At 59.8% G+C, this 15,149-nt stretch carries 11 protein-coding genes; 6 read left to right on the forward strand and 5 right to left on the reverse strand.

The genetic code is table 11. The features are described 5' to 3' along the window. Window positions 1–49 precede the first annotated feature (49 nt). Window positions 50–1,261 (forward strand): tyrosine-type recombinase/integrase, encoded by a 1,212-nt coding sequence (locus tag C6Y32_RS09345; RefSeq protein ID WP_015535499.1) that lies wholly within the window; start codon window positions 50–52, stop codon window positions 1,259–1,261. Between the two features lie 239 nt (window positions 1,262–1,500). On the opposite strand, the gene C6Y32_RS09350 is transcribed toward C6Y32_RS09345, so the two are convergent. Both C6Y32_RS09350 and C6Y32_RS09355 read right to left on the reverse strand, forming a co-directional pair. Then, window positions 1,501–2,430 carry a carbohydrate kinase family protein gene (locus C6Y32_RS09350; RefSeq protein ID WP_105205006.1) on the reverse strand — a complete coding sequence of 310 codons (930 nt, stop codon included), beginning with the start codon at window positions 2,428–2,430 and terminating at the stop codon, window positions 1,501–1,503. Window positions 2,431–2,507: 77 nt separating this feature from the next. Next, a complete protein-coding gene (locus C6Y32_RS09355) occupies window positions 2,508–3,674 on the reverse strand; it encodes an SIS domain-containing protein (RefSeq protein ID WP_105205007.1) in 1,167 nt (388 codons plus the stop codon). 145 nt (window positions 3,675–3,819) lie between these two features. Here C6Y32_RS09355 and C6Y32_RS09360 point away from each other — a divergent pair, with 145 nt between their 5' ends. Both C6Y32_RS09360 and C6Y32_RS09365 read left to right on the forward strand, forming a co-directional pair. Beyond that, entirely contained in the window at window positions 3,820–4,569 is a 750-nt protein-coding gene (locus C6Y32_RS09360) for a MurR/RpiR family transcriptional regulator (RefSeq protein WP_105205008.1), read from the forward strand. Between the two features lie 264 nt (window positions 4,570–4,833). Then, complete coding sequence (locus C6Y32_RS09365; RefSeq protein ID WP_105205009.1) at window positions 4,834–5,895, forward strand: 3D domain-containing protein; 1,062 nt, start codon at window positions 4,834–4,836, stop codon at window positions 5,893–5,895. Between the two features lie 277 nt (window positions 5,896–6,172). Here the strand turns inward: C6Y32_RS09365 and C6Y32_RS09370 are convergent, their stop codons facing one another. Together C6Y32_RS09370 and C6Y32_RS09375 are read right to left on the reverse strand one after the other, a co-directional pair. Next, window positions 6,173–6,859: an ABC transporter ATP-binding protein gene (locus C6Y32_RS09370; RefSeq protein ID WP_105205010.1), complete on the reverse strand. Its 687-nt coding sequence runs from the start codon at window positions 6,857–6,859 to the stop codon at window positions 6,173–6,175. Window positions 6,860–6,964: 105 nt separating this feature from the next. Then, a complete protein-coding gene (locus C6Y32_RS09375) occupies window positions 6,965–8,086 on the reverse strand; it encodes a DUF3048 domain-containing protein (protein ID WP_105205011.1) in 1,122 nt (373 codons plus the stop codon). A gap of 334 nt (window positions 8,087–8,420) precedes the next feature. On the opposite strand from C6Y32_RS09375, the gene C6Y32_RS09380 reads away from it, so the two are divergent. The 3 genes from C6Y32_RS09380 (at window position 8,421) to C6Y32_RS09390 (ending at window position 13,843) form a co-directional block, all read left to right on the forward strand. Continuing rightward, a complete protein-coding gene (locus tag C6Y32_RS09380; protein ID WP_105205012.1) occupies window positions 8,421–9,149 on the forward strand; it encodes an ABC transporter ATP-binding protein in 729 nt (242 codons plus the stop codon). Further along, entirely contained in the window at window positions 9,146–10,447 is a 1,302-nt protein-coding gene (locus tag C6Y32_RS09385) for an ABC transporter permease (RefSeq protein WP_105205013.1), read from the forward strand. The genes C6Y32_RS09380 and C6Y32_RS09385 overlap by 4 nt, the downstream gene beginning before the upstream one ends. 240 nt (window positions 10,448–10,687) lie before the next feature. Then, window positions 10,688–13,843 carry an FILTED domain-containing surface protein gene (locus C6Y32_RS09390; protein WP_105205014.1) on the forward strand — a complete coding sequence of 1,052 codons (3,156 nt, stop codon included), beginning with the start codon at window positions 10,688–10,690 and terminating at the stop codon, window positions 13,841–13,843. A 317-nt stretch (window positions 13,844–14,160) separates the two neighbouring features. Here the strand turns inward: C6Y32_RS09390 and C6Y32_RS09395 are convergent, their stop codons facing one another. Continuing rightward, the gene (locus tag C6Y32_RS09395) at window positions 14,161–14,997 is read right to left on the reverse strand and encodes a phosphatase PAP2 family protein (RefSeq protein WP_105205015.1); all 837 of its coding nucleotides are present in this window, start codon (window positions 14,995–14,997) and stop codon (window positions 14,161–14,163) included. Between the last annotated feature and the right edge of the window lie 152 nt (window positions 14,998–15,149).

Genomic DNA, 15,149 nt, shown 5'->3' on the forward strand with positions numbered 1-15,149 from the left:
AGAAGGTATCGGCGCTGAAATACATATTAAATAGAAAGGAACTGAAATCATGGCGAAAAAACAAGAAAATGTTCCCCGGTATGGCACTGCCATGCGGAGGGGGATTCAATATTACAGGACTCGGATCACCGATGCCGATGGAAAAAGGGTGGACTTGTATGCTGAAACCTGCGAGGAACTCCAGTTAAAGGAGATGGAGGCTCGACGCCAGGTAGAGGAGGCGGTTTTCCGCAGAAAACATCCAACGGTGGCAGAGTATTGCGAGAAGTGGTTGCTCATGCAGTCGGCAAAGGTATCTTCCGGCACGTTGAGAGGATATACCCAGACCATGAACAACTATATTGTCAAACCTTTAGGCGATATGTATCTTGAGGATGTGACTGCAGACGATATTCGGCTTGCGATGATTCCATTGGCTTCAAAATCTGCTGGATTGTATAGTAAGGTAAATATGCTCCTGAAATGTGTCTTTTATTCGGCAGAGCGAAGCCAGTTACTTGAATATAATCCCTGTGAGGGACTCTCGGCCAAAGGGGGAAAACCGGGGAAAAAGATAAATGCCTTGACGGATGAGCAAGTGAAGCTACTTTTAGATACTGTCCGAGGGCTTCCGCCCTATACCTTTATAATGATCGCTTTATATTCCGGCCTGCGTCGTGAAGAAATTCTGGGACTGCAATGGGACTGCGTATTTCTGGATGTTCCTACGCCGTACATCTCTGTACGGAGGGCATGGCGCTCAGAACATAACAGGCCGGTGATTTCCACAACGCTGAAAACGAAGGCGGCTCGGAGAGATATTCCGATCCCAAAGTGTTTGACAGACTGCCTGCGGGAAGTGAAAGAGAAAACCGAATCGGAATATGTGGTTGCTGACAGAAATGGAAATCCTCTTTCATCTTCGCAGTTTCAGCGGGTATGGAAATATGTAACCGTTCGCTCTACGAAACCCCATAACTATTATAAGTATGTAAATGGCCAGTGCGTGAAGTGTACGGTAACGCCTACCCCTGGCAGTCATCAGAAAAATAACCCGAAGTTAGTGTATGCCATTGACTTTGATGTAACCCCACATCAACTTCGTCACACCTATATTACTAACCTGCTGTATGCAGGCATTGACCCAAAAACTGTTCAATATCTTGCCGGGCATGAAAACAGTAAGACGACTATGGACATTTACGCGCAGGTGAAGTATAATAAACCGGAGGAACTTCTGAGTGTTGTAAATGCTGCATTTGCTCCATCTGTTGGTGTCTAAAATGCCCCCATTTTTATGATTAAATACTGGGGCAACATTTGAGGGCAGAGGCCAAAAAGCCCATAAAATCAAGGAAAACCGGCGCTAAACTGTACGCCAGTACGGCCTCAAAGCCGCCCGTCGCGCTCCCCAGTTCTCCAAGCGCTAAATTTTACGCCCAAAAGACCCCGGAGCTCTTGCTCCGGGGTCTTTTATCTGGTCTATGCTCCAACCATTCAACAGGGCCTGCAGATGCCCGATCACCGGCAGCGCACGACCTGCTGTGCCATCATCTGCCGGTATAGGTCCTGGGCGCGCTGCCGGTCCCGAGCGGTAAACTGGGGCCACACGCCAAATTGGGCCGCGTTGTAGCCCGAGGATATACAGGCCGTCACCGCCGCCCCGGCCGGCCCCAACCCGGCTACCCAGCCGTACATGGCCGCCGCCGTAGAGCAGTTGCCGCAGCCCGAGGGGTCGACCGAGGGACCTGCCGGGTCCACCGCGGGGCAAAACCACACCTCATCGGCAGTAATGCCGTAGGCGCCCCGCTTGCCCACCCGGTAAAAGATAAACGATACCGGCAGTTGCTGTAAACGGGTGATGATCTCCTCCTCGCGCCGGCAGGGAATATCAAAGATGCGGGCTGCCTCCAGGCTGTTGAGCGAAAACATATCCACCTGCTGCAGATCGCGCAGTAGATCCAACCGCGCGGGCATCCGGTCAGCGCCCAACTCCCACATCAGCTGAAAATCGCTCTTTTGGCGCATGGTGTGCAGCTCTTTAAAAAATGGGTCGCCGGGGTACATGTACAGGTACACCCCGCTCGTCTCCGGCCCAATGGCCGACAGCATCAGGTCGGCAGTCAGGTCAAACTGGCGGATGTGTGCCTCCCCCTGCAGCGGCACCCACTTATAGCTGCCGTCGGCGCGGTGCCCGATCAGGCACCGCGAGGCCTCACCGGGCAGCACGCCCACGGTGCTGCCCCCAATGCCGTTGCGGCCGAGCCAGTCGCCGTAGCCCTCCTGCCAATCTTCGCCGGCATGGCAGACCATAGCGCAGTCGTCGGTCCACAGGCGAATACCCTCCAGCCCAAATATGGCGGGCCCGCCCAGGTGAAAAGACCCCCTGGTGCCGTCGGCAAACTCCACCACGTCCGACATGATGTTCCCACAAGATAAGTATCTGGCCATACTGTGGCACCTCCTGGCACGCCCGGTCCAGTCATGAGCGCGGCTGTCTGTCACCGACAGCTGCCGGGCGGCTATATTTAGTCGATGTATACGATCTCGCTGGTCTTGATCTTGTTCATGTCCTCCTCGGCAAACAGCGGCCCGGTACCGTATCCGCCATCGCTCACAAAAAAGCCCAGATCACGCATGCGCGCAATGTGAAAGCCCAGCAGCGTAAAGGGGATAAAGTTCATCAGCGGCTTAAATTCCAGCACTGTGGTGTCCGGCAGCTGGCACACCGTCACCCCGGCGGGGAACTGGTCGGGCGCACACTCGGTCACCACCAGTACGCGGCGGTCGCTCTTCACCATACCGCCAATGGTCTCGATGGTACGGCTCAGCGACTCATTGCCCTTTGATGCCGCCACACAGGTGCCGAGCAGCGCCCGGTCGCGCATAAAAAAGTTGATGTGGTTCCAGTCCTCGCTGTCGCTGTACATGTTGATCGAACCGGCATACTCAAAAAATTTGGCGGCGCCAAAGTAGGCGGCGGCAATGTCCACCCCGGTCCCCACAAAGTCGTAACCGATCGTGTCCGCCCAGCTGAGTGCCAGCTCATACATCTGGGTGTCGATATCGTCGAGCACCGGAACAAAGCTCTCGGCGTACCGCACCAGCTCTGTGCGCAGCTCTCTCTCCCGCTCAGGGGTGATCACCCCGCGTACCACCCCGCCGTAAAGGGCCACCAGGTACAGGTTGACCATGGCGTTGACATAGGTGAACGACTGGGTGCTGTAGTGGTAGTCATATACTTTTTCGCCGGTCTCGGCCAACACGAATTTTGCGTCTTTGGCGATCAGCGAGTCGGCGCTGGCCGTCACGGCAAAGGTGCTGCACCCCTTTTTGCTGCAGCGGCGCATGGCCTCGGCCACCCGGGCGCCGGTACCCGAGGCGCTGGTCACGAATACCAGCGTCTGGCTCAGGTCCTCATCGCTGTTAAAGTAAAAGTGTCGGCCCACGTCGATGCAGCGCTCGGCCACCACATCCGACATGTGCAGCATCTTCTCAAAGAAGATGCGCAGCGCCAGCGATGCGCAGTAGGAGTCACCGTTGCCGGTCAGTATCACCCGGCGGGCGTTTTTCATCACCTCTGCGGGGATGAGCTGGGCCAGTTTTTCGTAGGTGTAATCCTCCTCTACGATCTTTTTCACAAATGCGGGCAGGCGGATAAAATCCTTTACTTCGGCCAGATCGCGCTGATACATAGTTTTCCTCCTTAAAAGTCTGCAGTGTGCGGGTTGACACCATCATTTTCCTACGGTATGATAAATTTGTCAATATAAATGCGCAAATTAAAGTTAAAAGCGATAAATTTTTTATTTTTTGATCACTATAGAAAGAGGCCGTGCCATGGATTACCGCGAGCGCATCCAGCTCAACCACACCAGATTTACCAAAAACGACCGGCAGATCGCCGATTTTATCGACCACAACCCCCAGGCGGTGGAGGAACTCACCATCTCCCGCGTCGCTCAGCTGGCCGGTGCGTCTATCTCGGCGGTGCAGCGCTTTTGCAAAAAGCTGGGCTACAGCGGTTACAGCGAGTTCCGCTTCGATCTCATCAAAACGGCCCACACGCAAAAGCCGCACGAGCAGCTGTCGCTGCTGTCCGAGCAGACCAGCCAGTACGCCGCCGGGGTGCGCGCTCTGTCCCAAATACCACCGCAACAGATCATCGATCTGATCGGCTGCATCCAAAAGGCGCCGTTTATCAAGTGTCTGGGCTCACTGGCCTCCTCCCTGCCGGCCATGAAGTTCTATTACGACTTTACCGCTCTGGGCAAACGGGTACTGCCGCTCACCGGCTCGCTGGCCCCCTGGGTCGACGCCTCTCTCAGCGGCGACGACCTCATTATCGTCTTTAGCACCACCGGCGAGCTGGCCGGCCCCGGCATGGCCGACTTTATCGATGCCGCTCAAAAACTGGGCTGCGAGATCGTGCTGGTCACCTGCAACAGGCGGTCAAAGCTGGCCCAGTACGCCACCCGTCTCTTTTTATTGCCCACCCTCAAAATGGCCGACCAGCTCACGCTGGAATCCCAGTCGCTGATGATGATGCTGGTCTCGATCTGGGCCAACTACGCCAAGCAGTACCTGTAGCTGCTGGCTGTCGTCCCGGTGGCTTCTCCCCCGTCGGAGCTGCGACCGGCCGCAAAAATAGCCCGGGCCGTATGGCCCGGGCTATTTTTGCGCACCGGCTGCCGCCGCGAACAGTTGACACCGTTTGCGCAGTTTTTTATTTGGGTGCTGGTATAGTGATGGCTGGACAGGCACCGCGGCTTTTATCCGTGCATATATTTTAGGTATTGCCATAAAATATTACAAAACGGTTACAAATCTGCGGTACAACAAGAAGGGAGACCTATGCATACAGATCGATCATCCAGGTTGCACGACCTCTTTACCGACAGCCGGGTGCTGGTCTGCGCCAGCATGCTCATGGCCGTACTGGTGGTGGGCAGCCATACCGCGCAGCGGTCCCAGGTCGTATATATCAGCGAGGAAGGCGGCAGCCGGGCGGTACTGAGCAGCCAGCAGCCCGGCGCCTACCACCAAAATAAACAGCTGCTCGAGCGGCAGGGGATCACCCTTAGGGAAAAAGATAACCTGCAGGTCACCCGCAAGAGCGGCTGCGCACAGCTGCTCATCCAGCGGGCCATCCAGATCCCCATCACCTGCGACGGCAGCCAGCTCACCGCCACACTGGAGGCCGGCACCACTGCCCGCCAGGCGCTGGCCGCTTGCGGTATCACACTGGGCGGGCAGGATATGCTCTCGCTGCCGCTGGATACTGTGCTGCATCAGGGCGATAGCCTGCAGCTGCAGCGGGTCGAGGAGCGCCAGCAGGTCGAGACCACGGTGCTGCCCGCTCCGGTACAAAATGTCTATACCTCGGTGTTGCCCCAGGGTCAGGTCCTGGTGCGGCAATACGGCAGTGACGGCGCCCAGCAAACGGTCACCGATATCCGCTATGTCGACGGGCAAGAGACGCAGCGCACCACCGGCACGCCCCAGCTGCTGTATCAGCCCACCCCGCAGATACAGCTGGTAGGCCAGCCCGGCGCCGCCGTGTCCGAGCTGGATTTTGACGATCTGCAGCTGGATGAAAACGGCGTGCCCCGCAACTACAGCCGCGTGCAGCGGGGGGCCAAGACCACCGGCTACAGCGTGCGGCCGGGTCAGGGGACCGCCTCTGGCCGCGCCCCTGTGCCCGGTATCGTAGCTGTCGACCCGCGCAAGATCCCTTATGGTACCCGCATGTACATCCGCTCGGCCGACGGCCAATTCGTCTACGGCTGCGCCATAGCCGGTGAGACCGGTACCGCCATGACCGAGGGCCGAGTCGATCTGGATCTGCTCTACGGCAGCTATCAAGAGAGCTGCTACCACGGTGTGCGCGCAGTGGATATCTATTTCCTCGATTGAGAAGTATCCCCGTCTACCGGCCGAAAATACCGCTGTAGAGGTGTTTTACAAATAAGGTCCCTGCAAGATCCTGAGCGGCGCAGGATATCTCGCTATACCATCCAAAAGCATCATCTATACAGTGCCTGCACAGCAAGCTGCAGGCCTGCCCTTGAGCTACAGGTTTGGTGCTGGTGCCACCTGTACCTGGGCGCCAAAAAGGCGTGGGGAGAACGCGTTCTCCCCACGCCTTTTTCCGGCTGCGCTGCGGGTGCGGCACCACCTAACGGTGCGCCTGTCAGCTGGCTGACTGCTGCTGCGCCAGGTGTCCACCCTGAATGGTGATGATGCGGTCGGTCTCGTCGGCTATCTCCATGTTGTGGGTAATGAGCACGATGGTCTTCCCCTGCCGGTGCAGCCGGTGCAAGATCTCCATCACCACCTCCCCCGACTGGGGGTCCAGGTTGCCGGTGGGCTCGTCGGCCAGTATGATCGAGGGCGACGAGGCAATCGCCCGGGCGATCGCCACCCGCTGCTGCTGCCCGCCCGAGAGCTGGCTGGGCCGGTGCGCCGCCCGGTCCGACAGCCCCACCTGCTCCAGCGCCCACAGCGCCCGCTGGTGCCGCTGCTCCTTGGGCATGCGCTGGTAAGTCAGGGGCAGCTCCACGTTCTCCACCGCGTCCAGGGTGGGGATCAGGTTAAAGCTCTGAAAGATAAAGCCGATCTTGTCCCCCCGCAGATGCGACAGCTGGCCGTCGCGCAGCAGGGCCACGTCTTGGCCCTCCAAATAGTAGTGGCCGCTGGTGGGCACATCCAAACAGCCCAAGATGTTCATTAAAGTAGACTTTCCTGATCCAGAGCTGCCCACGATCGAGACGAACTCCCCCGCATCCACATACAGGCTCACCCGGTCTAGCGCGCGCACCTCCTGCGGCCCGAACGGGTAGATCTTACTGACGTTTTCCACACAGATCAAATGGGGCATACTGTCACCGCCTTTTCGCATGATGACGGTAGTATGCCCCAATTTTATTGCAGTTATGTCGCCTTTGGCGCGCTGTGCCCGCCGGTTGCTGCCGGTTGCTGCCGGCTACTGCTGACTGGTGCTGGACGTGTCGCCCTGGGCCTGCTGGCCCGGCGTCACCTGCAGCGCGTCGCGCATGTTCTCCCCCACGATGGCGATATAGCTCTGCCCCGGCCGCACCTTCAGCTCGCTGCCGTCCTCCTCGTACAGGGTCAGCGCATCGTCCAGGCCGCCCTTTTTCCAGCTGATGGGCTTGTAGGCGCCGCCGGTAAAGTAGTAGCCGGTGCCCGCCTCCAGGTCGCAGCCCATGTGGCCCTCGTCGCTGATGACATAGATGTTGTCAAACAGAATAAAGGCGTTGGTAAAGGCGAGCGTCGCGCCGCTGGCCTGGTCCACCTGCGGCTGGCCGTACTCGTATTTCTGGTAGGTGTCGGTCTGGGTGTCGTACACCAGCCGGTCGTCGGCGTAGCCCGAAAAGCTAAAGGTCACCTCGGCCGCTTTCCCGTACGAAAATGGGGACACATTTTCCTTTGCACCGTAAAAGTGAAAGGCGGTCCGGGGCGTGCCGGCCAGCGATATATCCTTGGCCTGTAGCCCGGCGGTGATGTAGTCCGACCCGGTAAACGAGCAGTGTTCCCGGTTATAGCCCGATTCCCAGCGCTCCTCGTCAAAGAAAAATGCCGTCTCCGACAATGCCATACCGTCCACCGTCTCGATGCCGTTTTCGTAGAGCAGGTCATCGGCCTGCCAGCTGGTGCCGTAGTGGATCAGGGTGGCGCCGTGCCCCTGGGCCAGCGCTATGTAGTACGGCCGCGCCGAGCGCACCGAGCCGATCTTGGGCACTGCGCGGTAGTCGGTGTACAGCGCCAGCATGCGGGTGATACCGCCCTCGGCCACCACCTCGTACAAAATATCGGCACTGCCGATACCGTACTGGGGCAGCGCAGCTTTGATGTTGTTGATCATCACCGCTACCGGGCGATTTTGGGTCACATAGCTGTCCTCGGTCTCGGTGCCGGTCAGCGGGTTTATGTACATGGTCTTTGCCGGTGCGCTGCTGGACTGCGACTTGGCGGTTTTTTTGTCGTCCTTTTTGCCGCAGCCGGCAAAGGCGGCCAGCGCCATGCCCGCACACAGGCACAGGGCCAGTATCCGGGCTGCAGCCCGGCGGTGTCTCTGCTCTCTCATCTCGGTCTCCACCTCTCTGTAAAAGCCGCCGCGCCAAATTGACGCGGGGCATTTCTGCACGGGTATTGCCCGCACACAGGTCCTCAAAAACAGTCTTATTATACCGCGCCAGCCCAAACAGTGCAATGCACCGGTCCAAAAGGGGGGCAAAACAGTCCGGTATTTGACATTTTCTACAAGATATTTTCAGCGTGGGGAGCAGCTTTCTAGTTGCGCCCGCTCCTCCCGTCCCTTATACTAATTGGTGTACACTGCCCGCGCCAGCTGTGGCGCCGGGGGCAGCTTTACCTGTGACAGAGGGCTTTTCGGCACGCCGGCAGCCCGGGAGGAAGATATGGAAAAAACACTGCAAGTATGCGACTTAAAAAAGTCGTACGGCAAAAAAGAGGCGGTCAAAGGCATCAGTTTCGAGGTCGACCGGGGCGAGATCTTTGCCCTTATCGGCCCGAACGGTGCCGGTAAGACCACCACCATCCGCATGATCGCCACCCTGCTGGGCCCCACCGGCGGCGACGCCCTGGTCAGCGGCAACAGCGTGGTCGAGCACCCCGAGCGGGTGCGCCAATGCATCACCTACCTGCCCGATGAGGCCGGCGCCTACAAGACCATGACCGGCATCGGCTACCTCAAATTCATGGCCGACCTGTTCGTGCGCGACGGGCAAAAGGCGCAGGAATGCGTCGATTACGCGGTGCAGAAATGCGGCCTGGGCGACCGCCTGCACGACAAGATCGGCAGCTACTCCCGCGGCATGATCCGCAAACTGCTGCTCTCCCGCGCAGTGATGACCCGCCCCGACCTGGCTATTTTAGACGAGCCCACCTCCGGTCTCGACATCCTCAACGCGCTGGAGATCCGCCGCATGATCAAAGACCTGGCCGCTGAGGGGATGAGCTTTCTGCTCTCCTCCCACAACATGCTCGAGATCGAGTATCTGTCCGACCGGGTCGGCATCATCGACAAAGGCATCCTGCATGTCACCGGCACCTGCCGCGAGCTCAAGGAGCGCTACAATACCCACAATCTGGAAGAAGTATTTGAAAAGGCGGTGGCCGGCGCATGAAAAAATTTGCAGTACTGCTCAAAAAAGAGCTCAAAGAAATGCTCACCCTGCAGACCCTGTTCTCCTTTGTCATCTGTGCCGCGGCGTTTTTCCTGCTGGGCAACTTCATGAACAGCGTCACCGAGACAGCGGCCGAGAACGCCGGCAAGATCGCGCTCATCGACCAGGACGACACCCCCTATACCCGCTCGGTCATCGACGCGCTCAAACAGAGCGGCTTTACCGTCTATCAGGGCGAAAAGACCGAGAGCGACCCCATCGCCTTTGCCGGCAAGCACGGCCGCTCCAGCGCCATGGTCATCCCCCAGGGCTTTACCCAGGGCCTCATGGCCGATAACGCCCAGCCGCAAAAGATCAAGGTCTACGACCTGGTCACCAGCGGCGCCATCACCGCCAGCCTGGGCTCTATGGACTCTGCGGCGGTCGAGGCCATCTCCCGCATCACCAGCGATCAGCTGCTGGCCATGCAGGGGGTCAAAAACGCCGAGCTGGCCCGCGACCCGGTCCAGACCGAAAAGTATACCCAGGTATCCGGCCACACCGCCCAGATCGACTCGGCCGAGGTCTACAGTTTCCTCTCCAGCCAGAGCATGCTCATCCCCATCGTGGTATTTTTGCTCATCGTCTTTGCCTCGCAGATGATCATCTCGGCCATCGTCAACGAGAAAAACGACAAGACCCTCGAGACACTGCTCTCGGCCCCCATCCAGCGCACCAGCATCCTGTTTTCTAAAATGATCGCCGCCGGTCTGGTCTCGCTGGTCAACGCCTCGGTGTTCATGTTCGGTTACGGCGGTTTCATGAATCAGATGGACAGCAGCGACCTCAAGGGCCGCCTGCTCTCCAGCCTGGGTCTGCAGATCACGGTGCCCCAGTACGTGCTCATCGGCGTGCAGCTGTTTTTGACCATACTCATAGCCCTCACCATCTCCATCCTGCTGGGCTCGCTGGCCGAGGATATCAAGGCCGCGCAAACGGTGGTCATGCCGGTCATGGCCATGGTCATGATCCCCTACTTCATCTGCCTGTTTGCCGATGTCAACATGCTGCCCACCGCCGCCAAACTGCTGGTCTACGCCATCCCGTTCACCCACACCTTTATGGCCATCCCCAACACGCTGTTTGGCAACCAGATGCTGTTTTTTGTCGGCATCGGCTACCAGCTGGTGTTCTTTATCATCTGCATGGTGCTGGCCGTCAAGCTGTTTTCCAGCGATAAGATCCTCACCCTCAAGATCAATTTTGGCAAAAAGCGCGCCGTCTCCGGCAAAAAGCGCACCGGCCTGCTGGGTAAATGATCCGGCACTTTTAGTATAGAGAGCCCCTGTCCATCCTATTCGGTGGCAGGGGCTCTTTTGCCTGTGCTCAAACTGGTCTAAATATATCCAGACAGTCGCAATAGGCGGTAATGTTTTTTCATAATATTTGTAAACTGTGATGTGTTGTGTGACCGGCAGCTGCTATACTGTGCACAAAGACAAATAGCTGGCCGCTGTCGCGGCCCTATCCATAAGAGCCACCAGAGAGGGGTAAGACATATGAAACAAGGTAAGCGATCGAGCGGCATAACCACCGGTCTCAGGCGCGCTGTCAGTGCGCTGGTGTGCGCGGCCATGATGTGGGCGCTCCCCACCGCGGCTATGGCCGCCGATACCGGCGCCGTGCCCGCCGGCGCGTGGGACCTGTCTGCCGGCAGCATCACCGTCGAAATGAGCGGCGACCGGCAAACAGTCACCCAGGGCCAAAAGAGCGAGGTCCAGCGCGACCCGGTCATCGCCTCTTCAGGCAGCACCGCCAATACGATCACCTTAAAGGGAAGCGGCGCCCGGGCCACTCTGTCCGGTGCCAGCATCCAGGCCCAGAGCACCGCCGCCATCAGCGTAGAGGGCAGCGCCACGCTCACTTTACAGGGCCAAAATACTGTCGCCGGCGGCGACCGGCAAGCCGCAGTGGCAGTCAGCGAGAAAAACAGCCTGGTCATTGGCGGCACCGGCAGTCTGCAGGCCACCGGTGGCACCAACGCCGCCGGTATCGGCGGCGGCGACCGCCAGCCGGCCGGCTCCATCACCATCGAGAGCGGCACTGTCACCGCAAAAAGCGGCGCCTACATCCAGGGCCAAGGCGGCAGCGGTGCCGGTATCGGCGGTGGCGCCGGCGGTCACGGCGGTACCGTCACTATAAACGGCGGCTCGGTGAACGCCTACTCCAGCGGTGGCGGCGCGGGCATCGGCGGCGGCAACAACGGTTTTAACAGCGCTACCCGTCAGGGGGCCACCGTCACCATCACCGGCGGTACCATCGTGGCCGAGAGCGGCAGTCAGGGCGCCGGTATCGGCGGCGCCTACCAGCGCACCGCTACCGTCACCATCAGCGGCGGCGATATCACCGCCACCGGCGGCAGCCGCGGGGCCGGTATCGGCAGCGGTTACAATCAAATGGGCAGTGAAAATATCATCACCATAACCGGTGGTGTCATAAAGGCCACCGGCGGCGAAGGGGCAGCCGGTATCGGCAGCGGCGGGCGCGGCAGCTCTTACGGCAGCGGCGGCGTCATCACCATCGGCTCGGCCGATACCACCCCCACCGTCAGCGCCTTTGCCGACGGCGGCGCCGCGGCTATCGGCGGCGGTCAGGGTATGGGCGGCGGTGCCATCACCGTCTACAGCGGCACCGTAAACGCCACCGTCACCAGCTCAAACGGCGCAGCCATCGGCAGCGGCTACAGCATGGGCAATACCGCCATCGGCAGTATCGACCTGCAGTGCGGCACCATCACCGCAGTCGCCTCCTCCGGCGGCGCTGCAGTGGGCGGCGGCAACCAGGTCAGCAGCGGCAGTGTCCATATCGGCAGCGGCGCCACGCTCTACGCGCTGGCTGGCGACGGCGCAGCGGCCATCGGCGGCGGCTCCTACTCCAGCGGCGGCACCGATATCTCTATCGAAAACGGCGCCGACATCGTGGCTCTGTCCACCGGCAAGCGCTGGGCCGTCGATACCAAAAACACCGACCTATCCGGCGTCAGCGGCGTGCTCAACGGCCGTTTTGACGGCTTTGACGGCGAGACCTTTGTGGCCGCCAGCAACGCCCTGACCGCCGACACCGACACCCAGATCGCCCTGATCGACGAGCAGGGTCAGCTCATCCGGCAGATCACACTGCCCGAGACAGCCCTCGGCTATGTGCGGGCCGGTCAGCGCACCTACCACGCCTTTGCCGTCACCGGGGCCACCCGACAGAGCTATATCAAAAATACCGACGGCATCTACGGCAATAAGTATACCGATTACCCCACTGCCGAGCAGCGCACCATGCTCTACCCGGCCACTGGTGAAGGTATCACCAACATCGATCACATCCGCTTTGTCGACACCTACCCCACCCGCACCGGCAGCTACACGGTGGAGCACTGGGTCGAGGGGGAACAGAACTTCCGCGACCGCGATACCGTAGAGGCACAGATCCCCCTTACCGAGCAGATGATCCCCACCGGCCCGGTATCACTCAAGAGCTACAGCGGCTACACCTTCAGCCACTACGACAGCGCCGACGGCCAGCTCCCCGTGTCGATCGCCGACGGCGGTGTGCTGCGGGTGTACTACGGCCGCGACGACAGCCAGCAAAAAGCGCTGTCCTACACCGTCGAGCACTGGGTAGACGGCGAGAGCCAGCCCCGCGATGTACAGCAGGTAGAGAAAACGGTGTGGGTCCAGGCCAGCGCGCTGCCGGTCGACCCCATCGTCCCCAATACCTATACCGGCTATGCCTATAGCCATACCGATCCGGCAGATCTGCCGGCCGAGATCGAGGGCGGCGGTACCATCCGCGTCTTCTATGCCCCCGATTACAGCCAACAAAAAACCATCTCCTACACCGTGGAGTACCGGGTCGCCGGCGAACAGCAGCCCCGCGACACCGCAACGGTAGAAAAGCAGGTGTGGCTGTTTAGCGACGAGCTGCTGGATGTGCAGCCGGTCGAGCAAAAGACTTACGCCGACGCCACTTTCAGCCGTACCGATCCGGCTCACCTGCCCCAGCAGGTCGCCGACGGCAGCGTCATCACCGTGCTCTACGAGCGGGTGCTCATCCCCGTCGCACCGGTCCTGCCGGTCGATCCCACCCCGCCGGCGCAACCCACCGACAACGCCCCTGCGGCGCCGGTAGTGCTGGTGCCGGCAGCCCCGGCAGTGCCGGATTCCCCTGTGGCTCCCAACGTGCCCGAGACCCCGGTCTCTCCCGAGACGCCCGCCACACCGGTCGAGCCCCAGTCCCCTGAGGTACAGATCCAAGACCCCGAGGCCCCGCTGGCAGAGCTAAACGCCCAGTGGGCGCTGCTCAATCTGCTGCTGGCCATCGCCACGGCGCTGGTGTCGGTGCTGCTCATCGTCGGCTACGTCCTGGGCAAGAGCCACCGTCAGAGCGAAGACGAGTCGCAGGCCGCACAGGACCGCGAAGAAGACAGCAATACGCTCAAGCGCAAAGGTATCTGGCGCCTGCTCAGCTTGGTGCCCGGTATCGGTGCCATCGCGGTGTTCCTGCTCACCGAAAATATGAGAGATCCCATGGTCTTCACCGACCGCTGGACGCTGCTGATGGTACTCATCGCCGCCGTGCAGCTCATCATCTCGGTGCTGTGCATCAAGCGCCGCAAAGACGACGACGAGAAAGACGACCCGCAGGCTGTTAAAGCCCAGTAAGCGATCGGCCGTCAAACGAAACAGAACCAAACAGTTAAAAGGCCGGCTGCCCCATCGGGCAGCCGGCCTTTTTGTAACGGTGAAAAATAAGCGGCATCGGCGGTAAAAACGCCCCTGCCCACAGCGGTATCTGTGCGGGTATTTTGTCTCTGCGGCCCCTGCTGAACGCCGGGCCACCGCCAAGGTGCCAGCCCGCAGCCGTTCTCCCCGCCGCCGGTGCTTGTCGGTATCCCGCTCTGCCGCCTGCCTTTTGCCCTGTGCAAAGTCAGGGTTTTCCACCAGATGGTAAAAGCAGGTGGAAAACTTCGCCCGCCAAACTAAATGCGCAGCGATTTAAACAGCAGCGGCGCCACACCGATACCGGCAAATACCGTCATGCCGTAGCGCAGTGCCGTGCCCAACTGGGTGGCGGGCAGCAGGTACTTCATTCCCACCAGCACCAGGGCCATACACCCGCCGCCCAACAGGCAGCGCAGCACCTTTTTGAAAACCCCCACCCCGGCGGTCTTAAACTTTACGCACAGCTGCTCAAACCAGCAGCCCACACACAGGCCGCCCATGCAGCCAATGGCCTTAAAGTAGCTGTCCGACATGCCCAGCGGGTAAAAGGCCAGCAGCAAAATGCCAAAACCCAACAAAAACAGCGGCAGCGGGTTCTTGCAGTTTTTATACAGCCGGTAACAGATCTCCGACAGCACCACTGCCAAAATAAGGCCCGCCAGCACGTCTTTGGGCCAGTGGACCCCCAGGTACAGCCGCGACAGCCCCACCAGCAGGCCCACCGCCACCGTAACTGCGGCCAGCCACCGGCGCCCCAGGTACCGGTACAGCGAGTAGAACATCGCCGTGGCCGACTGGGTGTGCCCGCTGGGGAACGAGTATCCCCCCGCCGTATGTACCCGCAGCGAGCGCACCCCCGGCTGGCCAATGGGCCGCGGTGCCCGCACCAGCTGTTTTATGCCCTGGTTGACTGCGGCGGTGGTCAGCATGCTAAAGCACAAAAACAGGCCCAGCTGCTTGTCAAAACAGTAATAGACGATCAGCACCACGCCCAGCAAAAACAGCTCCTCGCCCATCATGGTGATCACGGTGAACACCCGATCTAAAAGCGGCGAGGCAAACTGCTGTATAAATTGAATGATGGTCAGCTCCATAGGTCTTCCTCTCTCCGGTATTTGTCGCGGCAGGTGGCCGCGCCCTGCTATTATACCCCCAAATCCCCCGCAGTTCAAATCGTCCCTGTCCGGCGCATAGATATTTTATCGGCGTTGTGGTATAGTGAAAAAAACTGTGCCCCACCCACCAT

The organism is Neobittarella massiliensis (ex Bilen et al. 2018), from assembly GCF_900289145.1.
Classification (GTDB): domain Bacteria; phylum Bacillota; class Clostridia; order Oscillospirales; family Ruminococcaceae; genus Neobittarella; species Neobittarella massiliensis.